17 protein-coding genes, 3 tRNA genes and 1 pseudogene are annotated in these 20129 nt (G+C 74.0%); 16 read left to right on the forward strand and 5 right to left on the reverse strand.

Features of this window, described 5'->3' with window-relative positions:
* The first annotated feature begins 8 nt into the window (after positions 1 to 8).
* The 4 genes from AC156L_RS24160 (at position 9) to AC156L_RS24175 (ending at position 5315) form a co-directional block, all read left to right on the forward strand.
* Positions 9 to 794: a zinc-binding dehydrogenase gene (locus AC156L_RS24160; RefSeq protein WP_330874153.1), complete on the forward strand. Its 786-nt coding sequence runs from the start codon at positions 9 to 11 to the stop codon at positions 792 to 794.
* Positions 791 to 3019 (forward strand): molybdopterin-dependent oxidoreductase, encoded by a 2229-nt coding sequence (locus tag AC156L_RS24165; protein ID WP_330874154.1) that lies wholly within the window; start codon positions 791 to 793, stop codon positions 3017 to 3019. Before AC156L_RS24160 ends, AC156L_RS24165 begins: the two co-directional genes overlap by 4 nt.
* Before the next feature lie 12 nt (positions 3020 to 3031).
* Positions 3032 to 4786, forward strand: a complete 1755-nt coding sequence (locus tag AC156L_RS24170) for an AMP-dependent synthetase/ligase (protein ID WP_330874155.1) — start codon at positions 3032 to 3034, stop codon at positions 4784 to 4786.
* Positions 4787 to 4958: 172 nt separating this feature from the next.
* On the forward strand, positions 4959 to 5315 hold the full coding sequence (locus AC156L_RS24175; RefSeq protein WP_330874156.1) for a hypothetical protein: 357 nt from the start codon (positions 4959 to 4961) through the stop codon (positions 5313 to 5315).
* A 7-nt stretch (positions 5316 to 5322) separates the two neighbouring features.
* Here AC156L_RS24175 and AC156L_RS24180 read toward each other — a convergent pair whose 3' ends face one another.
* On the reverse strand, positions 5323 to 6312 hold the full coding sequence (locus tag AC156L_RS24180) for a LacI family DNA-binding transcriptional regulator (RefSeq protein WP_330874157.1): 990 nt from the start codon (positions 6310 to 6312) through the stop codon (positions 5323 to 5325).
* Positions 6313 to 6502: 190 nt separating this feature from the next.
* On the opposite strand from AC156L_RS24180, the gene AC156L_RS24185 reads away from it, so the two are divergent.
* The 4 genes from AC156L_RS24185 (at position 6503) to AC156L_RS24200 (ending at position 9428) form a co-directional block, all read left to right on the forward strand.
* The gene (locus tag AC156L_RS24185; RefSeq protein ID WP_330874158.1) at positions 6503 to 7087 is read left to right on the forward strand and encodes an anti-sigma factor; all 585 of its coding nucleotides are present in this window, start codon (positions 6503 to 6505) and stop codon (positions 7085 to 7087) included.
* A 73-nt stretch (positions 7088 to 7160) separates the two neighbouring features.
* Complete coding sequence (locus AC156L_RS24190) at positions 7161 to 8090, forward strand: DUF1996 domain-containing protein (RefSeq protein WP_330874159.1); 930 nt, start codon at positions 7161 to 7163, stop codon at positions 8088 to 8090.
* Positions 8091 to 8175: 85 nt separating this feature from the next.
* The gene (locus AC156L_RS24195) at positions 8176 to 8727 is read left to right on the forward strand and encodes a sigma-70 family RNA polymerase sigma factor (protein WP_330874160.1); all 552 of its coding nucleotides are present in this window, start codon (positions 8176 to 8178) and stop codon (positions 8725 to 8727) included.
* A complete protein-coding gene (locus AC156L_RS24200; protein ID WP_330874161.1) occupies positions 8724 to 9428 on the forward strand; it encodes an anti-sigma factor family protein in 705 nt (234 codons plus the stop codon). The genes AC156L_RS24195 and AC156L_RS24200 overlap by 4 nt, the downstream gene beginning before the upstream one ends.
* Before the next feature lie 166 nt (positions 9429 to 9594).
* Here AC156L_RS24200 and AC156L_RS24205 read toward each other — a convergent pair whose 3' ends face one another.
* The 4 genes from AC156L_RS24205 to speB all read right to left on the reverse strand — a co-directional run bounded on the left by AC156L_RS24205 (position 9595) and on the right by speB (position 13920).
* Positions 9595 to 10554, reverse strand: a complete 960-nt coding sequence (locus tag AC156L_RS24205; protein ID WP_330874162.1) for a zinc-binding dehydrogenase — start codon at positions 10552 to 10554, stop codon at positions 9595 to 9597.
* A gap of 76 nt (positions 10555 to 10630) precedes the next feature.
* Positions 10631 to 11512 (reverse strand): transglutaminase family protein, encoded by an 882-nt coding sequence (locus AC156L_RS24210; RefSeq protein ID WP_330874163.1) that lies wholly within the window; start codon positions 11510 to 11512, stop codon positions 10631 to 10633.
* An 84-nt stretch (positions 11513 to 11596) separates the two neighbouring features.
* Complete coding sequence (locus AC156L_RS24215) at positions 11597 to 12946, reverse strand: thiamine pyrophosphate-dependent enzyme (RefSeq protein WP_330874164.1); 1350 nt, start codon at positions 12944 to 12946, stop codon at positions 11597 to 11599.
* A complete protein-coding gene (gene speB / locus AC156L_RS24220; protein WP_330874165.1) occupies positions 12943 to 13920 on the reverse strand; it encodes an agmatinase in 978 nt (325 codons plus the stop codon). Before speB ends, AC156L_RS24215 begins: the two co-directional genes overlap by 4 nt.
* Before the next feature lie 121 nt (positions 13921 to 14041).
* Here speB and AC156L_RS24225 point away from each other — a divergent pair, with 121 nt between their 5' ends.
* The 8 genes and pseudogenes from AC156L_RS24225 (at position 14042) to AC156L_RS24260 (ending at position 20128) form a co-directional block, all read left to right on the forward strand.
* Positions 14042 to 15469, forward strand: a complete 1428-nt coding sequence (locus AC156L_RS24225) for a PucR family transcriptional regulator (RefSeq protein ID WP_330874166.1) — start codon at positions 14042 to 14044, stop codon at positions 15467 to 15469.
* A 223-nt stretch (positions 15470 to 15692) separates the two neighbouring features.
* A tRNA-Arg gene (locus tag AC156L_RS24230) sits at positions 15693 to 15766 on the forward strand.
* Positions 15767 to 15834: 68 nt separating this feature from the next.
* Positions 15835 to 15906: transfer RNA gene (locus AC156L_RS24235), tRNA-Glu, on the forward strand.
* A 179-nt stretch (positions 15907 to 16085) separates the two neighbouring features.
* A tRNA-His gene (locus AC156L_RS24240) sits at positions 16086 to 16162 on the forward strand.
* Between the two features lie 140 nt (positions 16163 to 16302).
* Positions 16303 to 16596 (forward strand): annotated as a pseudogene (locus AC156L_RS24245) (DUF4383 domain-containing protein); the annotation flags it as partial.
* A gap of 14 nt (positions 16597 to 16610) precedes the next feature.
* Positions 16611 to 17834: an NsdA family TPR-like regulatory protein gene (locus AC156L_RS24250; protein ID WP_484407290.1), complete on the forward strand. Its 1224-nt coding sequence runs from the start codon at positions 16611 to 16613 to the stop codon at positions 17832 to 17834.
* 91 nt (positions 17835 to 17925) lie between these two features.
* Complete coding sequence (locus AC156L_RS24255; protein WP_330874169.1) at positions 17926 to 18735, forward strand: AraC family transcriptional regulator; 810 nt, start codon at positions 17926 to 17928, stop codon at positions 18733 to 18735.
* A gap of 22 nt (positions 18736 to 18757) precedes the next feature.
* A complete protein-coding gene (locus AC156L_RS24260; protein ID WP_330874170.1) occupies positions 18758 to 20128 on the forward strand; it encodes a pyridoxal phosphate-dependent decarboxylase family protein in 1371 nt (456 codons plus the stop codon).
* Position 20129: the final 1 nt, after the last annotated feature.

A 20129-nucleotide genomic window follows, 5' to 3' on the forward strand; every position in this document is an offset into this window, starting at 1 on the left:
CTCGCGGGATGTGCGCGACACGGGCGACGACGCCCGGCCACGAGGTGGTCCTGGTCGGCTCGGTGGGACCCCACGGCGTCGTCGGGACCGCCTCCGACGGGCGCCGGGTCGTGGCGCTCGGGGTCGCCGCCGAGCCCGAGGACGTCGTCAGCGCGCCGGAGCGGCTGCTGTTCCCGGTGCCGGACGGGATCAGCGACGTCCAGGCGCTGGTGCTGGCCGGGCCGGGCGTGACGGCGTGGCACCTGCTCCGCACGTGCGCGCACCTCCGGCCGGACGAGGCGGTCGTGGTGCACGGGGCCGCGGGCGAGGTCGGCGCGCTGGCCGTGCAGCTGGCCCGGCACTTCCGCGCGGGCCGGGTCGTCGCGGTCGCCGACACGGCGGCGCGGCGGGAGCACGCCCTCGCGCTCGGCGCGGACGTGGCCGTGGACGCCGAGCCGGACGGGCTGCGCGAGCGCTTGCTCGCCGTGAACGGCGGCCACCCGGTCGACGTCGTGCTGTGCCCGGTCGGCGGCGCGGTGTTCCGGCGGTCGTTGGCGGCCCTTGCGCCGTTCGGCCGGATCGTCGTGCACGGGGAGTCGCCGGTGACCGAGGCCGTTGGGCCGATCGAGGGTTCCCGCGCCGTCATCGGCTTCTGGTCGGGCGATTGCCTCGGGCGACCTGAGATGGTGGCCCGCGCGCTCAGTGAGCTGATGGGGTTGACCTCGGCAGGCCGCTTGCGGCCACCCGTCGGTGACGAGTACCCGTTGTCAGGAGGCGCGCGGTCGAACCGCGCCCGTAGTGGAAGGCCCGCATGACCATCAGGACCGCACTGACCACCTGTCCGCTCTGCGAGGCGACGTGCGGCCTCGAACTGACGATCACCGACGACCGGATCACCGGTGTGCGCGGTGACCGCGAGGACGAGTTCAGCGGCGGGTTCCTCTGCCCCAAGGGCGCGTCGCTCGGCGCCCTCGACGCCGACCCCGACCGGCTCACGACCCCGATGCTCAAGCGCGACGGCGTGCACGTGCCCGTCAGCTGGGCCGAGGCGTTCGAGGTCGTGCGGCGCCGGTTGACCGGGATCATCGCCGAGCACGGCCGCGACGCCGTGGCGATGTACCTCGGGAACCCGATGGTGCACTCGCTCGCCGGCGGCCTGTACGCGGGCGCGCTGCGCCGGGCGCTCGGCTCCCGCAACGTCTTCACCGCGTCCACCGTGGACCAGATGCCGAAGCACGTGTCGTCGGGCCTGATGTACGGCGGCATCTACACGATCCCCGTGCCGGACATCGACCGCACGGACTTCCTGCTGATGCTGGGCGCGGACCCCTACACCTCCAACGGCAGCCTGTGGACCGCGCCGGACATGCCGAAGCGGCTCAAGGCGCTGCGGGCGCGCGGCGGGTCGTTCGTCGTCGTCGACCCGCGCCGCAGCCGGACCGCCGCGGCGGCCGACCAGCACGTGCCGATCACGCCGGGCACGGACGTGTTCCTGCTGCTGGCGCTGGCGAACGAGCTGTTCGCCGCCGGGCTCGTCGACCTCGGCGGGCTGGAGCGGCACGTGAACGGCGTGGAGCGCGTGCGGACCCTGGTCGAGCCGTTCACCCCCGAGGCCGTGGCGGCCAGGTGCGGGATCGACGCCGCGACCACCCGCGACCTCGCCCACCGCCTCGCCGCCGCCCCGAGGGCCGCGGTGTACGGGAGGATCGGCACCACGACCGTCGACTTCGGCACCGTGGCGAGCTGGCTGGTGGACGTGCTGAACGTGCTGACCGGCAACCTGGACCGGCCGGGCGGGTCGATGTTCCCGATGCCCGCGCACCTGGGCAGGGGCCGGGGATCGGGGCGGGGCTTCACCACCGGCCGCTGGCACAGCCGGGTCCGCGGCCTGCCCGAGGTGGCCGCCGAGTTCCCCGCCGTGACGCTGGCCGACGAGATCGAGGTGCCCGGCGAGGGGCGGGTGCGGGCGCTCGTGACGATCGCGGGCAACCCCGCGCTGTCGCTGCCGAACTCCGGCCGCCTCGGCGCCGCTCTGTCCACCCTGGACTTCGTGGTGTCGGTCGACCCGTACCTCAACGAGACCACCCGGCACGCCGACGTGGTCCTGCCGCCCCCGCCGCCGAGCAGGCGACCGCACTACGACATCGCGTTCCTCGGGTTCGCCGTCCGCAACGTCGCCAAGTTCTCCCCGCCGGTGATCCCGCTCGACGAGGGCTCCGTGCCCGAGGCCGACATCCTGCTGCGCCTCACCGCGATCCTCGGCGGTCTCGACCCCGACACCGACCTCGACGAGCTGGCCGAGGAGCAGCTCACCGCCCAGCTCGCCGCGCTGGTCGGGCAGCAGGGCGGTCCGCTGCACGGCCGCGACGTCGCCGAGCTGCGGGCCGCGCTGGTCGGCGACACCCGCGAGGAACGGCTGCTGGACCTCAAGCTGCGCACCGGCGCCTACGGCGACTGGTTCGGCGCCGTGCCCGACGGCCTGTCGATGGCGAGGCTCCTGGCGAACCCGCACGGCGTCGACCTCGGTCCGCTGGAGCCGCGCCTCCCCGAGGTGCTGCGCACCCCGTCCGGCCGGGTCGAGCTGTGCCCCGAGCAGATCGCCGCCGACGTCCCGCGCGTCCTCGCGGCGCTGGAGGAGCGGCACGACGACCTGCTGCTGGTCGGCCGCAGGCACCTGCGCACCAACAACTCCTGGATGCACAACGTGCCTGCGCTGGTGAAGGGCAAGGACCTCTGCACGCTGCTGGTCAACACCGCCGACGCGAGCAGGCTCGGACTGGTCGGCGGCGGCGTGGCGCGGGTGTCCTCGCGGGTCGGCAAGGTCGAGGTGGCCGTGGAGGTCACCGACGACATCGCCGAGGGCGTCGTGAGCCTGCCCCACGGCTGGGGCCACGACCAGCCCGGCACCCGGCTCACCACCGCCGCCGCGCACGCGGGCGTGAACGTCAACCTGCTCACCGACGACCTCAGGATCGACCCGCTGTCCGGAACCGCCGTCCTCAACGGCGTTCGCGTGACCGTCAGCCCCGCCGCCATCTGAAGAGGAGAGCCCATGTCCGTCCCCACGGTCGGTTCCGCGCGCGTCGTCTCGGAACTCCCGTTCGTGGCAGCCGAGGTCCACCGGGACCGGGTGGCCTGGCGCTACCGCGCCGACGACTCCTGGCACGAGAAGACGTTCGTCGAGATCGCGACGTCGGTGGGGGACCTGGCCTCCGGCCTGGTGCTCGCGGGCGTCGGGGCGGGCGACCGGGTGGCCGTGCTCTCCGAGACCCGCTACGAGTGGTCGACCGCGGGGCTCGCGATCCTCGCCGCGGGCGGTGTGGTGGTGCCGATCTACGCGAGCAGCTCGCCCGAGGAGGTCGCCTACATCCTCGGCGACTCCGGCGCGGTGCTGCTCGTGGCCGAGAACCCCGCGCAGGCCGCGAAGGTCGACGTGGACTCCGTCGAGGACCTGCGCGGGATCGTGCTGATCGAGGGGGAGGGCCGCACCACCGCCGACCTCGCGGCGGAGGGCAGGGCCACTCCCGCCGCGGAGGAGCTGGAGACCCGGCGCGCGGGCCAGTCCCCCGACGACCCCAGCGTGATCATCTACACCTCGGGCACGACCGGCCCGCCCAAGGGCTGCGTGCTGACCCACCGCAACTGGCTCGCGATGTGCCACCTCACGGAGGAGCTGTCCTACGTCGTCGCGGACGACACGGTCTACCTCTTCCTGCCGCTGGCCCACGTGTTCGCGCAGATCGTCCAGTTCTCCGCGCTCTACATGGGCGCCACGCTGGCGTTCTACGGCGGTGACGCGAAGCGGATCGTGCCGGAGCTGGCCGAGGTGAGGCCGACGTTCCTGCCGTCCGTGCCCAGGATCTTCGAGAAGATCTACACCATCGCCACCGCGGGCATCCCCGCCGAGCAGCTCCAGCAGGCCGTGGGCGTGGGGTTGAAGCACCGGGCGCTGGTCGAGGCGGGCCACCCGGTCCCGCCGGAGCTGGCGGCGGCCTTCGCCCAGGTCGACGCCGTCTTCGCCCGCGTGCGCGGCGTGTTCGGCGGCAGGCTGCGGCAGGCGCTGTCCGGCGCGGCCCCGATCTCGCCGGAGGTGCTGGACTTCTTCCTCGCCGCGGGCGTCCCGGTGCTGGAGGGCTACGGCATGAGCGAGTCCACCGGCGTCGGCACCACCAACACGCTGTCCCGCTACCGCATCGGCTCGGTCGGGGCGTTCGGCGTCGGCGGTCTCGACGTCCGGATCGCCGAGGACGGCGAGATCCTGATGAGCGGCCCGCACCTGTTCGCCGGGTACTGGCGCAACCCCGAGGCCACCGCGGAGGTCCTCCGGGACGGCTGGCTGCACACCGGCGACCTCGGCGAGATCGACGAGGACGGCTTCGTCCGGATCACCGGCCGCAAGAAGGACATCATCATCACCGCGGGCGGCAAGAACATCGCTCCCGCCAACGTCGAGAACCAGCTCCGCCAGTCCCGCTGGATCTCCCACGCCGTGGTCTTCGGCGACCGCCGCCCCTACCTCGTCGCGCTCATCACGCTCGACCCCGAGGAACTGCTGCCGTGGGCGGAGAAGCAGGGGATCGTCGGCGGCTACGCCGACCTGGTCCGCCACCCCGACGTCGTCACCCTCGTCCAGGGGATCGTCGACGAGGCCAACTCCCACTTCGTGAAGGACTCGCAGATCAGGAGGTTCGCCATCCTCGACCGAGACCTGTCGCAGGAGGACGGTGAGCTGACGCCGACCCTCAAGGTGAAGCGCAAGGTCGTCCACACCGTCCACGAAGGCCTGTACCAGGAGCTGTACTCGTAGTCGCGCGGACGCTGGGCGCACGCCGGTGTGCCCAGCGTCACCGTTGTGCGAAGTTGATCAACGGGGGATGCTCGGGTGTCCGCGCGTCCGGGGGGACGCGCGCCGAGAGCCTGGGGCCGAAGTTGTCGTTCCTGCCGTCCTTCGAGGACCACACGGGTACGGTCGCGTGACCATGCCCGAAGACCTGACCGAGTTCCGCCGCTGGATCCTCGCCGTCCTCGACGGCGTCGGCGCCGACTCCATCCGCCAGATCCGCTACCTCCGCTCCGTCGGGGTGGGGGTGGACGAGCTCGTGCTGGAGCTGGACGACGCCGTCGTCACCGCCCAGGCCAAGAACCGGGAAGGCCTGCTGGGCCAGGAGGAGCTCCGGCTCATCGAACGGGTGGGCGAGCACGTCGACGCCCTGCCGCCCAGTCCAGGTCCACTGTGGACGGAGTCCGCGCTCGGCGAGGCGGCCCAGTGGCGCGAGCTGCGCGAGGCGGCTGCGCAGGCCCACGCCGCGCTGACGAGGATGTGGGCGGACGCCTAGTGCGGGCTCACGTCCTCCCCGGCGGTGGCGCGGTCGTGCCTCGGACGATGATCTGCGTCGGCAGCGTGACCCGCGGCGCGGGGTCGCCCGCGGTGTCGAGCCAGTCGAGCAGCATGTTCACCGCCGTCCTGCCCGCGGGGGCGAGCGGCATCCGGACCGTGGTGAGCGCGGGCGACGTGAGGGCCGCGTAGGTCAGGTTGTCGAAGCCCGTCACGCTGACGTCACCCGGCACGGAGACCCCCCGGTCGCGGAGCCTGGCCAGCACGCCGAGGGCCATGATGTCGTTGTGCGCCATGATCGCGGTGACCTCGGCGGCCAGCGCCAGGTCGGCCGCCTGGAGACCGCCCTCGTAGCGCGGGGCGAACGGGCCCAGCTCGACGAGGTCGACGCGGTGCTCCGCCACGGCGTCCGCGAGACCGCGGCGGCGTTCGGCGTTGGACCACGCCGTGCGCGGGCCGTTGAGGTAGGCCACGCGCGAGTGGCCGAGCGCGACGAGGTGCGCGACCACCTGGAGCACGCCGTCCGCGCCGTCCATCACGGTGCTGGGGACGCCGGGCAGCCGGTGGTTCAGCAGCACCAGCGGTGTCGTGGCCGCGACCGAGGTGATCTGGGCGTCGGTCAGGCCCGGTGAGCACAGGAGCAGGCCGTCGACCTGCTTGGCCATGGCCCGCACCAGCTTGATCTCGGCGGCGGGGTCCTCGTCGCTGTCCGCGACGAACACCGCGTGGTCGGTCTGGGCGGCGCGGGCCTGCGCCGCCTTCAGGATGCCGGTGTGGAAGGGGTTGTCGAGGTCGGGCACGACGATGCCGATGTTGCCGGTCTTGCCGGTGATCAGTCCTCGGGCCGCGCGGTTGGGCTGGTAGCCGAGTTCCGCGGCGGCGGCCAGCACCCGCGACCTCGTGTCGGGGCGGACCAGGTCGGGGGAGGACAGCGCGCGCGACACCGTCGCCACGGACACGTGAGCCCGGCGTGCCACATCGCGGATGGTGATCGTCACGGTCGCCCATCCAACCGCAATTGTGACGAAAGCTCGCGATTGGGGTGCCGTTGAACCGAATCCGGGGGAGCCCCGTTTCCCAGGTGCAGGTCACGTGGAACCGCGGGCCTTCCCGAACGTCCAGGAGGGCCGCTCGTGCGCACGAACCGCGATCTACCCGAACCGGCGGCCGTCGCGATCGTCCCCGACCATGGCCGTTGACGTCCGCGTGCCGCCGTGGTCACCCCAGGAGCCCGAGCTGAACGAGACGACGATGCATCGAGACCCACCGTTCGACCTGCCGCCCGAGGCCGCGCTCGACGGCCGCCCCGACGGCGGCGACCTGCTGCTCCAGCGCACCCTCGGCCGCGTCCGGCACGAGAAGGCGCGCGAGGGCAGACGGCGGCAGACCTTCGCCGTCGTGGTGTCGACGAGCCTGCTGGCCGCGGCGCTCGCGGGCGGTGTGGTGATCGGCAGGCACCTGGCCGGCGAGCCGACCGCGCTGGTGGTCGGCGGGATCGCGAACGGCGCGAGCCTGAGCGCCGTCGTCACGCCCGCCGACGGCTGGTCGCGGCTGCGGGTCACCGTCAAGGGCGTGCGCGCGGGTGAGTGGTGCAGGCTCGTGGTCACCGACGTGCACGGCGGGCGGTTCGTCGTGGGCAGCTGGATCGCCGGGACCGGCGAGCCCGGCCGGGGCGTCACCCTCGACGGGTCGGCGCTGGTCGCCGCCGACGACCTGGAGGCCGTGAACGTCGAGTCGGTCGACGGCCGGGTCCTGGTGACCGCCCGCGCGTAGGTCGCGGATCGCCGTCGGGGGTAGCCGGGGCGGTGGTGCGGCGTGTTGGTTAGCTGTCGTGGTGTTCCGAACGATGCCGCTCCTGGCCGTGGTCCTGCTGGCGGCGTGCACGACGCGGGGTACGACCCCCGCCGACGACCACTTCGTCCGGATCGAACAGGTCCAGGCCTCCTCGGGTGGGGCCGCTCCCGGCCCCGACGCGTCCACGGGCGTGGTGACGTCGTCGTGCGGGCGCAACGCCGAGCGCCACCTCAACGCCGACAACGCCGTCATCTCGCCCGGTCTGCCGAACGGCGCGCACCACACCCACGAGTACGTCGGCAACCTGTCCACGGACGCGTTCTCCACGCCCGAGAGCCTCGCCGCCGCGACGACCACGTGCGCGGGCGGTGACCTGTCCTCCTACTTCTGGCCGGTGCTGCGGCTGACCGACGTCGTCGGCCACGACGACCACGCCGAGGGCGGCGGGGTGCACGGCAACACCGGCGAGGTGCTGCCGCCGGAGTCGGTGACCATCACGTTCAGCGGCAACCCGGTGAGCAAGGTCGTGCCCCTGCCCCGGTTCCTGCGCACGATCACCGGCAACCCGTCCGCCGCCACCAGCGGCGGCCTCAACGCCAACGCCAAGTGGGGCTGCTCCGGGTTCGTCGACCGGTTCACGGCGAAGTACCCGCGCTGCCCGGCGGGCAGCAGGGTGCTGCGCACGTTCGACTTCCCCGGCTGCTGGGACGGCCGCAACGTCGACAGCACCTCCCACCGCGACCACCTCGTGCCCGCCTCGGCGAACGGCGCGTGCCCGCCGACGACGTTCCCGGTGCCGCGCCTGCGGCTGGTGGTCTCCTACGACGTGCCGTCCGGCAGGCCGTTCGCCGTGGACAGCTTCCCCGACGAGCACCGCGACCCGATCACCGACCACGCGATGTTCGTGAACGTGTTCCCCGACGACGCGATGACCCGCCTGGCGGGGTGTGTGAACGAGGGGCGCGCGTGCGGCCCAGAATGATCCGGGAAGTTCTCGCCGATCCCGTGAACCACGGCGGCCCCGCAGCCGTGTGTGCGGGGACAGGGTTGATGAGAGGAGTGGGTGGATGGCGGCACTGTGGTCCCGCAAACGGGAGGCCGCGGCCGACGAGGCGCTGATCCGATCGCTCTACGAGGAGCACGGTCGGGCTCTGCTGGCCTACGCGACGCGGTTGACCGGCGACCGGGCGGCTGCCGAGGACGTGGTCCAGGAGACCCTCCTCAGGGCCTGGCGCCACCCCGACGCGCTCGTCAACGGGAAGGGATCGGTGCGCGGCTGGCTGCTCACCGTCGCCCGCAACATCGTGACCGACCGCATCAGGGCGAAGGCCGCCCGACCGCAGGAGGTCGCGGAATCGCCCGCGACACCGCCGGTCGAGCGCGACCACGCCGAGTCGGTGGTGAACTCCGTCGTGGTGCTCGAAGCGCTCGACCAGCTCTCCTCCGACCACCGCGACGTCCTGCGGGAGATCTACTTCAACGGGCGCAGCGTCTCGGAGGCCGCCCAGGCGCTGGGCGTGCCACCGGGAACGGTCAAATCCAGATCGCACTACGCCTTGCGCGCCCTGCGCGAGACGTTCGCCGGACAACAGGTGGCCTTGAAGGGGGTGGCCGGATGACCACGCAGCACGAACCACAACTGCTGGGCGCCTACGTGCTGGGAGCCCTTGACGAGCAGGAGGCGCGGGCCGTGGAGGACCACCTCTCCCGCTGCCCGGCGTGCCGGGGCGAGCTCGACGAGCTGAGGGCCATCGAGGCCACGCTCGGCGACGTCCCGCCGGAGGCGCTGCTCGACGGACCGCCCGAGGGCGGTGACCTGCTGCTCCAGCGCACGCTGCGGCAGATGCGGACGGAACGCGGTGGCGCGGTCCGGCGCAGGCAGTTCGCACTCGGCGCGGCGGCGGCCGTCGTCGCCGCGGTCGTCCTCGGCAGCGGTGTCGTGGTCGGCCGCAGCACCGCTCCCGTCACGGAGGCGCTGCCCGGTCCGACGTCGTCGGCCGCCACGCCCCCCGCGGGTACGAAGGTCGCCACGTTCGCCGACCCGTCCACCGGCGCCCGGATGACCGTCCAGGTCAAGCCCGCTGCGGGCTGGGTCCGGGTCAACGCGGGCATCGGCGGGATCCCGCAGAACGAGAAGTGCCGGTTGTTCGTCGTGGCGAAGGACGGCCACCGCGAGGAGATTGGTAGTTGGCTGGTCTCGAAGGCCGGGGAGGCCGAGGGCACGAACCTCGACGGTTCCGCCCTCATCGCCCCGGACGACGTGGCCGCTGTCGAGGTCGAGAACTTCGACGGCAAGAAGTTCGTCAGCGTCAAGGTCTAGGCCACGTGCGCGCCGCCTCCGCAGGGGAGGCGGCGCGCACGGCAACCGCGCTCTCGGGCGCGGACCGCCCGGCGCCCCGTGCCGCCTCTGCAGGGGAGGCGGCACGGGGCACCGGGCTCCACGGCGTCAGGGCGTCAGGGCGTCAGGGCTTCAGGGCGTCAGGGCTTCAGGGCTTCAGCACGACCTTGCCGACGGTCTCCCGGTTCTCCAGCGCCCGGTGGGCGCGGGCGGCGTCGGCCAGCGGGAAGGTCGAGCTGACCACCGGCGTGAGCCTGCCGCTCGCGGCGGCGGCCAGCGACCGTTCCTCCAGTTCCCGCAGGCGCCCCAGGACGTTCGGCCCGAGCGCCGCGACCGCCGTCAGGCTGCGCGTGAACAGCTCGTCGCTGGTGAACCTCGTCGGTTCCGACCCCAGCGCCCAGCCGAACAGCACCACCCGGCCGCCGGGCACGAGCAGGTCGAACGCGGCCCGGCCGATCGCCCCGCCGACGGCGTCGAGCACGACCGTGACCCCTTCGAGGTCGCGGTCCCAACCGGGTTCGGTGTAGTCGACGGCCACGTCGGCGCCCAGGCTCCGGACGAGCTCGACCTTCTCCGGTCCCCCCGCCGCGCCCACCACCCGCGCCCCGACGGCGTGCGCCTCCTGCACCGCCAGGGCCCCGATCCCGCCCGCCGCGGCGAGCACCAGCACCACGTCGTCCGGCCGGATCCCCGCGCCGTCGAACACGCCCATCGCGGTCCGGCCGGTGCCGATCATCGCCACCGCCACGTCGTCGGACACGTGGTCCGGCAGGGCGTGCAGCGCCTCGACGTTCGCCACCGCCAGCTCCGCGTACCCGCCGCTCGCGAGGCCGAGGTGCGCCACGACCCTGCCGCCCAGCCACGCCGGGTCGACGCCGTCGCCCAACGCGGTCACGACACCCGCCACCTCCCGCCCCGGCGTCATCGGCAGGGCGGGCGGCGGGAACGGACCCCGACCCACCCCGGCCCGGATCGTCGTGTCGACCACGTGCACCCCGGCGGCGGACACGGTGATCCGCACCTGGCCCGGACCGGGCACGGGGTCGGGCACCTCGACGAGGCGCAGGTTCTCGGCGGGGCCGAAGGCGTGCTGGCGGATGGCGTGCACGGAGGTCTCCTCTGTCCGGTGGTCGCCCGAACGTAGGAGCTCCAGTCAAGTGGAGGTCAAGGATCCCCCGACGCCGTCAGGCCGCGCTGAGCACCCCGACCCGCCTGCTCGTCGTCAGCGTGCTGCCGGGCGTGCCCGTGTAGCTGCCCGACGTCGGCGGCACGTCCGCGTAGTCGCGGCCGGTCGCCACGGTCAGGTAGTCCGCGCCCGCGCGCCCGCCGTTGCACGGGTCGAAGGGGACGGCCACGGCGGCGTCGCCGTGCCGCACGACGACCTCCGTCCAGCCGTGGGTCCCGCCCTCGCCGAGCAGGTGGCCGGACACGTACCGCGCGGGCACGCCGAGCAGGCGGCACAGGGTGATCATGACGTGCGCCGAGTCCTGGCAGACGCCGCGACCGCCGCCGAGCGCCTCGGCTGCCGTCGTCTCGACCGTCGTCGTGCCGGGCTCGTAGCGCAGGGCCTCGTGCACCAGCGCGCAGACGCGTTCGGCCCGCTCCAGCGGCGTGCCCCCGCCCACGCCCGCGGCGAGGTCGCGCAGGCGGTCGTCGGGTGCGGTCAGCCGGGTCGGGCGCAGCAGGCGGGGGTCGTGCAGCACGGACGCGGGCAGGTGGACCGGACCGTCCGACCGGACCCGCTCCAGCAGCGCGACGACGCCGAAGCGCACACCCTCCTCGACGCGGTCGGCCCGGACGCGCACCACGGTGTTGCCGTGTCCGTCCCGCCGGGACCGGCGCCGGACGGCCGCGCCCGTCACGTCCAGCCGGTGCGCGCGGCGGTGCTGGTTCCCGTGCCGGGCGGGCGGAACGACCACGAGCCGGTGGTCGAGCCGGTCGATCGGCCGGTCGTAGCCGTAGTGGAAGCTCTGCTCCAGCACGTAGGTGACGCGCTCGGCACCCTCCAGGTCCACGGAGGTGTGGTCCAGCAGCGGACGGGACAGCAGTTCGGCACTCGGCGTCACGGGGTGCCTCCTCGGCGTGGACCACTCCGGTGCAGCGTAAGACGGCCGCCCCCGCGGCCACCACGACGTCGGACGCGTCACGGCCTACCGGTCCACGCCCCAGGGGAGCCCCAGCACCACGACGTGGGGCCCCTGCCAGGCCAGCGCCTCGGCCAGGTCCTCGCGCACCGTCGAGGGGGTGCTGCCGGTCGCGGGCACGCCCAGCGCGTGCGAGATGCCGAGCAGGTCCGCTTCCCCGTCCACCACGAGCCACGTCACCCGCAGGTCGTGCCGCCGGGCCGTGGCGAGTTCCCTCAACCCCAGGGCGGCGGTGTCGCCCCCGGACACCGCCAGCACCGGCACGTGGTCCCCCAGCGCCACCGCGGCCCCCAGCGCGGCGGGCAGGGCGTAGCCCACGCCGTCGGGCGTCCCGCACATCGCGGAGTCCCGCGGGTCCCAGGCGGACCAGGGTCTGTCCCCGAACACCGTCCGGTCCCAGAAGGTCGGCGAGTCGTCGGGCACCGCGGCCCGGATCGCCTCCAGCTCGGGTTCCGGCCGCCGCACCAGGTGGAGCAGGGCCCGGACCGCGGCCTCCCCGGCGTCGCCGGTCCTGGGCCGCACGGTCTCCGCCAGTCCCGCCAGGACGAACCGCGCGTCGCCGTGCACGCCGTTCTCGCCCACCCGTTCCGGGTCGACGTCGACCCGGACGACGTTGTCGCGGGGGGTGTCCAGCCCGGACCCGACCACGAGCAGCAGGTCGGCCTCCTCCAGGAACCGGGTGGTGTGCTCGTCGGAGAGCCACGACTGCGCGGACAGCGGGTGCTCCCAGGGGAACGCGCCCTTGCCGCCGAACGTCGTCACCACGGGCGCGCCCAGCGTCTCCGCCAGCGCCAGCAGCTCCGTCCGCGCGTCCCCGCGCAGCACGCCGCCGCCCGCGACCACGACCGGCCGCTCCGCCCCGTCCAGCCGCCGCGCCACCTCCTCGACCCGACGGGGCTCGGGCACGACCGCGTCCGGGCACGACACGATCGCCGCGACCGACGGGGTCGAGGCCCGTCCGCGCAGCACCTCCTCGGGCACGCGCACCCACACCGGGCCGAACGGCGCGGTCGCGGCCACGTCCCACGCGCGCGCCACCGCCTCCGCGATCTCGGCGGCGTTCGCCACGGTCTCGCTGTGCTTCACCGGCACCGGCGCTTCCCGCACGCCGACCGCGAGCACGGCCGCGGACCCGATGAGCGCGTCCACGGTCCCCGGCAGCAGCAGCGGGGTCACGTCACCCGTGAGGCGGGCGTGGCCGTCGGCGGTGAACGCCGGGTCGGGGCCGTCCACGTAGCGCAGCTTCGACCGCCCGACCGCCTCGAACGGCCCGAGCGCCAGCGGGCCGAACACGGTGCGGGCTCCCAGCGCCACCAGCGCCTCGGCCAGCACGTCCCCTCCGGTGCGTTCGCTCACCGGCACCTCCCCATCTCGTTCAGCGCCACCAGGGACACCAGGTCGTAGGCGACGTGCGCGGCGGCGACCGACGTGATGTCGGCGTGGTCGTAGGCGGGCGCGACCTCGACGACGTCCGCGCCGACCACGTTCGCCCCCGCGAGGCCGCGCAGGATCTCCAGCAGTTCCCTGCTCGTCAGGCCGCCCGCCTCCGGTGTCCCGGTGCCGGGGGCGTGGGCGGGGTCGAGCACGTCGATGTCGACCGACACGTACAGCGGCCGGTCGCCGATCCGCTCGCGCAGGGCGTGCGCCACCTCGTCCACCCCTCGTCGCATCACGTCGGCGGACGTGACGACACCGAACCCGAGCCGTCGATCCTCGTCCAGATCGCGCTTGCCGTACAGCGGTCCCCGCGTGCCGACGTGGGAGAGGGCCTCGGTGTCCAGCAGGCCCTCCTCCACCGCGCGGCGGAACGGCGTGCCGTGCGTGTACGGCTCGCCGAAGTAGGTGTCCCACGTGTCCAGGTGCGCGTCGAAGTGCAGCAGCGCCACCGGGCCGTGCCGGAGCGCCACGGCCCGCAGCAGCGGCAGCGCGACGGTGTGGTCGCCGCCGATCGTCACCAGCGTCGCGCCCGCGTCCATCAGACCGGACGCCTGGAGTTCGATCTCGGCGACGGCCGCGCCGATGTCGTAGGGGGTGCAGGCGATGTCTCCCGCGTCGACCACCTGGCACGCCTCGAACGGCGACACGTCCAGACCGGGGTGGTAGGGCCGCAGCAGGCGGCTCGCCTCGCGCACGGCCGTGGGGGCGAAGCGGGCGCCGGGGCGGTAGGAGACGCCGGTGTCGAACGGGACGCCGACGACCGCGACGTCCGCGCGCGGGACCTGGTCCAGGCGGGGCAGGCGGGCGAACGTGGCGGGCCCGGCGAACCGGGGCACGACCGAGGAGTCCACCGGACCCAGGGGGGGCCGCGCCGTGCCGTGCACCGGAACCACGTCGCAGTCCTCCCCTTGAACCGTTGTGCTCCAGACCATAGGAAGCGCACGCTTGGGCGGTAAGTGGACCATTCGCACAACGCGGAGCAGTCCGTTGTGCACTTCGGAGGAAGCCATGGTCATGCGCACCGTCCCGCTCGCCGCACTGGTCGACCGCGCCGACCTCGGGCTCACCGTGCTCGTCGGCGAGGACGACCTGGACCGCCCGGTGTGCTGGGCGCACGTCAGCGAACTCGTCGACCCGGTGCCGTACCTGCTGGGGCAGGAACTGCTGCTCACCGCGGGGGTGACCCTCCCGGACGACCTCGACGCCTACGTGTCGGGGCTGGTCGGCCGCGGTGTCTCCGCGCTCGGCTTCGGGGTCACGCCGGTCCACAACGCCGTGCCCGCCGACCTGGTCGCCGCGTGCCGCGCGCACGGGCTGCCGCTGGTCGCCGTGCCGCCGGGGACGCCGTTCCTCGCGGTCAGCCAGGCCGTGGGCGCCGCGCTGGCCGAGGCGCAGAACGCGGAGCTGCGGCTGCTCGCCGACAGCCAGCGCGCGATGACCAGGGCCGCGGTCCGGCCGGGGCCGGTCGACGGCACCCTCGCCGCGCTCGCCGAGGCGCTGGGGTGCTGGGCGCTGCTGCTCGACGCCGACGGCGAGGTGCTGGCCAGGACCTCGGGGGCGCCCGCGCCCACGGACGACGTGCTGGGCCTGGCCGACCGGGTCGGCGCCGGGCGGGGACCGCGCAGCGCGGGCACCAGGGTCGACGCCGACCACGTCGTGCTGACCCCGGTCGAGCAGATCGGGCGGCGCCCGTCGGTGCTGGTGATCGGTCGGGCGCGGGCGCTGTCGGTGGCCGACCGGGCCGTGGTCGCGGTGGCGCTGGCCCTGCTCGCGCTGCTGGGCCACGACCCCGACCCGGCCGCCCGGCTGGCGGCCAGGCTGGTGTTCGGCGGCGACCCGGCCGAGCTGCTGGAGCGGCTGGTGGGCGACTCGTCGTTCCAGGTCGTCGCCGGAGCGGGGGAGGAGCGGTACGAGCGGCTGGCCGAAACCCTCGGCACCCCGCTCGTCGACGTGCTCCCCGAGGGGTTCCGCGCCGTCGTGGCCTCGGGTTCGGTGACCGGCCCCGACCTGGTCGTCGGCGTGAGCGCGCCCGCGACCGCGGCCGAACTCCCCGCCGCGGAGCGGGAGGCGGCCGCGCTGCTGCGCCAGGCCCGCGCCACCGGCCGGTCCGAGTGGGCGCGGGAGGGCACCGGCATCGCCACCCTGGTCGACCCGGCCAGCGCCCAGCGGTTCGCGTGCAGGCTCCTCGCGCCGCTGGCCGACCACCGCTCGCCGTCCGCCGCCGAACTCGTCGAGACGGCGCGGGCGTGGCTCGCCCAGCACGGCAACTGGGACCGCAGCGCCGCCGCGCTCGGCGTGCACCGCAACAGCGTCCGGCACCGCATGGGACACGTCGAACGCGCGCTCGGGCTGGACCTCTCGCTCGCCCAGCACCGCACCGACCTGTGGTGCGCGATCAACTGGCTGCCACCCGGCTGGCCCGTTCCGGAACAGGCTGAATAAATGCTTTGCCGATAGCGCGGACGTCGTTCATAGTTGTGCCACACGACGAACGGAGGTGGGGATCATGAAGCAGCGGGAAGAGGAGTGGACCGGCGCGGCGACGCGATTCCGGCATCTCGTTCGCGATCGGCGCTTCCGGTGGTGACCTGCGGTTAGGTCGCGACGGGGAGCCGTCGATCGGGAAACCGGTCGGCGGCTCTTCTGCATTCGTGACAATTCGGATATCCCAATGGCTCAGCTGGACAGAGCGCGGCACTACGAATGCCGAGGTCCCTGGTTCGAATCCAGGTTGGGATGCTGCCGACGAGTTCGGGGAAGGGGTGCGGGCGTCATCAGCCGCTCCTTCTTCGCGGGTTCGGCGACCAGGCGTGTTCGTCCAGTGGTCAGGACGTCGGACTCTCACTCCGGAAACACGGGTTCGACTCCCGTACGCGCTGCTGCCCGGCCTTCATGGGGTGGGTCGGGTACACCTCGGCACGGCGAGGTCTGCTGGTTGAACTCCTGTCCGGTACCGGCGGGGAGCGGGTCCGTGCTCGCCCGCTCCCCGTCCGGACCAGGCCTCCGCGGCCCCTGAGGAGGGGTGGGCGGTGCGCGTTCGACTCGCGCCGGAGGTGCTGAGATCGATCCCGAAGTGGACGAGGGGCCGGGTTGTGAGCCCGGTGCGAGTGGGTTCGAGTCCCACCGATCTCCCCAAACATCGATTCACCCGGTTTCACCCAGCGTGTTTGTTCGGTGTGTGATCCGGGTAACCGCCCGTCATGAGGAACTCGACTGCTGGGCGTGTCAAGGTCAAGGTCGCCGGCCTGCAACCGGCACAGGTGTTGGTGGCGCTCATGTCCCTGCTGTTCATCGCGGCGGGCGTGGTGGGCTTCCTTCGCACGGGTTTCGGCGACTTCGCGGGTGAGGACCACGCGATGCTGCTCGGGTTCGCCGTCAACCCACTCCACAACGTCGTCCACCTGGCGTTCGGCGTGCTCGGCCTGCTGCTGGCGGGCAGCTCCGCCCTGGCCCGCACGTACGGCTGGGTGCTGTTCATCGCCTACGGCGCGGTGTTCGTCTGGGGCCTGATGCTCGCGGGCGTCATCTCGTCCAACCCCGTGTCCGGGCTGGGCAACCCGCTGGCGCTCAACTCCAACGACAACTGGCTGCACCTCGGCTTCGCCGCGGTCGGCCTGCTGATCGCCGTGCTCCCGGCCCGCCGCAAGGTCATCGTCGACGAGCCCGAGCCCGAGTTCGTCGAGCGGCCCGCGGGCGAGCCGGCGCACGACCGGATCGTGCCCGAGCGTCCTGCCGACCACGACGTGCACGACCCGGCGGTGCGCGACCGCCACGCGGTCACCGAGCCGCACGCGGACCCCGTGCCCGTGCAGCACACCCCCGAGCACGGCACCAAGCCGATCCCGACCACCCCGACGGACGTGAAGAGCCACCGGGTGGGTCATTGACCCGGCTGGGTGCCTCGGACGCGGCCCGACTGGAAGCGGCCACCCGCACCCTGAGGGCGCTGGACTACGAGCACGGCGGAGGCGCATGCGCCTCCGCCGTGCTCGCCCAGCTGACGACCGGCCGCCGGCTGCTCGGCGACACCGTGTCCCCCGACGTGGCCGCGCGGCTCCAGCTCGCGCTGGCGGACCTGCACAACCTCGCGGGCTGGATCTCGTTCGACCTCGGTCGGGCCGAGGCCGCCAAGGCCCACTTCCACGCCGCGCTGGACCTGGCCGACGCCGCGGACAACCAGTCGCTCGCGGCGAACGTGCACTACCGGCTCGGCCGGGTCCACCTGCACCACGACCGGATCGCCGACGCGCTGAGCGAGTTCGACGCGTCCGCGCGGGTGGCCGGTGCCTCCGGCGCGGAGCTGGAACTGGCCATCGTGGACGCCAACCGCGCCTGGGCGCACGCCAAGCGCGGTGACGCCGAGCAGGCCGAGCGGTTCCTGGCGAGCGCGCACGACGCGTTCGCGGCGGCCGAGCCGGAGCGCGCGCCCGACTGGGCCCGCTTCTTCAGCGCCGCCGACCTCACCGGCATGACCGGCACCGTGCACGCGAGCCTCGCCGAGGCGGGCGACGTCCGGCACGTCGAGCAGGCCGTGCCCGCGCTGCGGGAGGCCGTGAACGGCTACGGCGAGGACATGGCCCGCAGCCGGGTGTTCGGCATGATCGAGCTCGCGGTCAGCACCCTCCTCGCGGGCGAGGTCGACGCGGGCGTCGAAGCGGGCAACGAGGCCGTGGGCCAGGCGGTCCCGATCCGCTCGGCGCGCACCGCCGACCGGATGGCGCCGCTGCGCAGGGCGGCGAGCGCGCGCCCCGACCACGACGGCGCCAGGGAGCTGGCGCGGCGCGTCGAGGCGTTCGGCGCAGCCTGACCGATCACCCCGTCCGCCCAGGCCCATAGGGCAGCCCTATGCCCTCGTCCGGTACCGCGGCACGGCAGCTCCCGCCGCCTACTGTGGCCGGATGACCGCTGTCGACGACGTGCGCTACTGGCGGCACCCCGCGGTGTCGGGCGTGCACCTGCTGCGCGCGCACTACGTGAACCACGGCTTCGGCAGGCACAGCCACGACACGTTCGTCCTCGGCGTCGCGACCACCGGCGTGGAGGAGCTGTGGCTCGGCGGGCAGGTGCACCGGGTGCGGCCGGGCGGGCTCGTGATGATCAACCCCGGCGTCGTGCACACCGGGCGGCCCGCCGACGAGGGCGGGTGGGCGTACCGGGTCTTCTACCCGGACGTCGACGTGGTGGCCGAGGTCGCGGGGACCCCGAACCCGTGGTTCACCGAGCAGGTCGTCTACGACGCGGACGCCGCCGCCGCGCTCGTCGCCGCCCACCGGGCCGCCGAGTCGGCCGACCCGCTGGCCGCGGGCTCCCTGCTGGGGCACGCCCTGTCCACCCTGCTGCGCGCGTACGGCGGCGAACGGTCGCCGGTGCCCGCGGGTGGGGGCCGGGACGTGGAGGCGGCGCGGGAGATCCTGCACGAGCGGCTGGCGGAGCCGCCCAGCCTCGCGGAACTGGCGGCCGAGGTCGGCACCGGGCAGTTCGCGCTGCTGCGGGCGTTCCGCGCCCGGCACGGGCTGCCGCCGCACGCGTACCTCAACCAGCTGCGGGTCCGCAGGGCGTGCGCGCTGCTCGACCAGGGCACGCCCGTCGCGCGGGCGGCCGTGGAGGTCGGGTTCACCGACCAGTCGCACCTGGCCCGGCACTTCCGGCGGATCGTCGGGGTCCCGCCCGGCCACTACCGGCGCAAGAACGTACAAGATCGGCCCTGACGCCCCGACCTAGCCTGCCGCCATGTTGGAACCGGACCGGGAGACCCGGCGTGCGTGGACCGACGCGGTGGGCGCGTTCGTGGAGGACTTCGTCGCGGGGCTGGCCAAGGCGCCCGCCTCCGAACCGGGGCCCGCGGACCTGCGCGAGTTCCTCGCGGAGCCTGCGGAGCGGCCCGGCACCTTCGACGAGCTGCTCGCGACCTTCGGCCGGGCGGCGGGCTACGCGGTGGAGACCGCCGGTCCCGGCTACCTCGGCTACTTCCCGGCGGGCGGGCTGCTCAGCTCCGTGCTCGCCGAGACGCTGGCCCAGGCGGTGAACCGCTTCACCGGCGTGGCCGACACCGCGCCTGCCCTGGTCGCGATGGAGCAGGCGGTCGTCCGCTGGTTCTGCCGCCGCTTCGACCTGCCCGACGGCGCGGGCGGCGTGATCACGTCCGGCGCGTCGATCGCGACGCTGGCCGCGCTGACCGCCGCCCGCGAGGACCGGCTCGGCGGACCCGACCCGCTCGGCACGATCTACGTCACCGAGCACACCCACTACTGCGTGGCGAAGGCCGCGAGGATCGCCGGGTTCACCTCGGCCCAGGTGCGCGTGGTGCCGGTCGACGAGGGCCTGCGGATGGACCTCGCCGCGGCGCGGGCCCTGATCACGGAGGACCGCGAGCGCGGGCTGAAGCCGTTCTTCCTGGTCGGCACGGCGGGGTCGACCAGCACCGGCACCGTGGACGGGCTGGACGGGCTGGGGGTCCTCGCGCGGCGCGAGGACCTGTGGTTCCACGTCGACGGCGCCTACGGCGGCTCGTTCCAGCTCACCGACCGCGGCCGGGCCGTCCTGCGCGGCGTGCACCGGGCCGACTCGATCACCCTCGACCCGCACAAGGGCCTGTTCCTGCCCTACGGCACCGGGCTGCTGCTGGTCCGCGACGAGGACCGGCTGCGGAGGGCGCACGCCGCCGACGGCCACTACCTCCAGGACCTCGACCGCGAGCACGACCTGCCCGACTACGCCGACCTCGGGCCCGAGCTGACCAGGGAGTACCGCGGGCTGCGGCTGTGGCTGCCGCTGCACCTGCACGGCGTGGCCGCGTTCCGCGCCGAACTGGACGAGAAGCTCGACCTGGCCGCGCTGGTGCACCGGGAGCTGTCGGCCGACCGGAACCTGGAGGTGCCGCTCGCGCCCGACCTCACCGTGACGGTGTTCCGCTCGCCGTTCGGCGACGCCACCACCGAGCGGCTGCTGGAGCGCATCAACGGCACCCGGCGGATCTTCCTGTCCAGCACCCGCCTGGACGGGAAGCACACGCTGCGGCTGTGCGTGCTCAGCCACCGCACGCACCGCACGCACGTCGAGGAGGCCCTGGACATCGTCCGCCGGGCCGCCCGCGAGTGCTGAC

It is taken from the genome of Umezawaea sp., assembly GCF_057122925.1.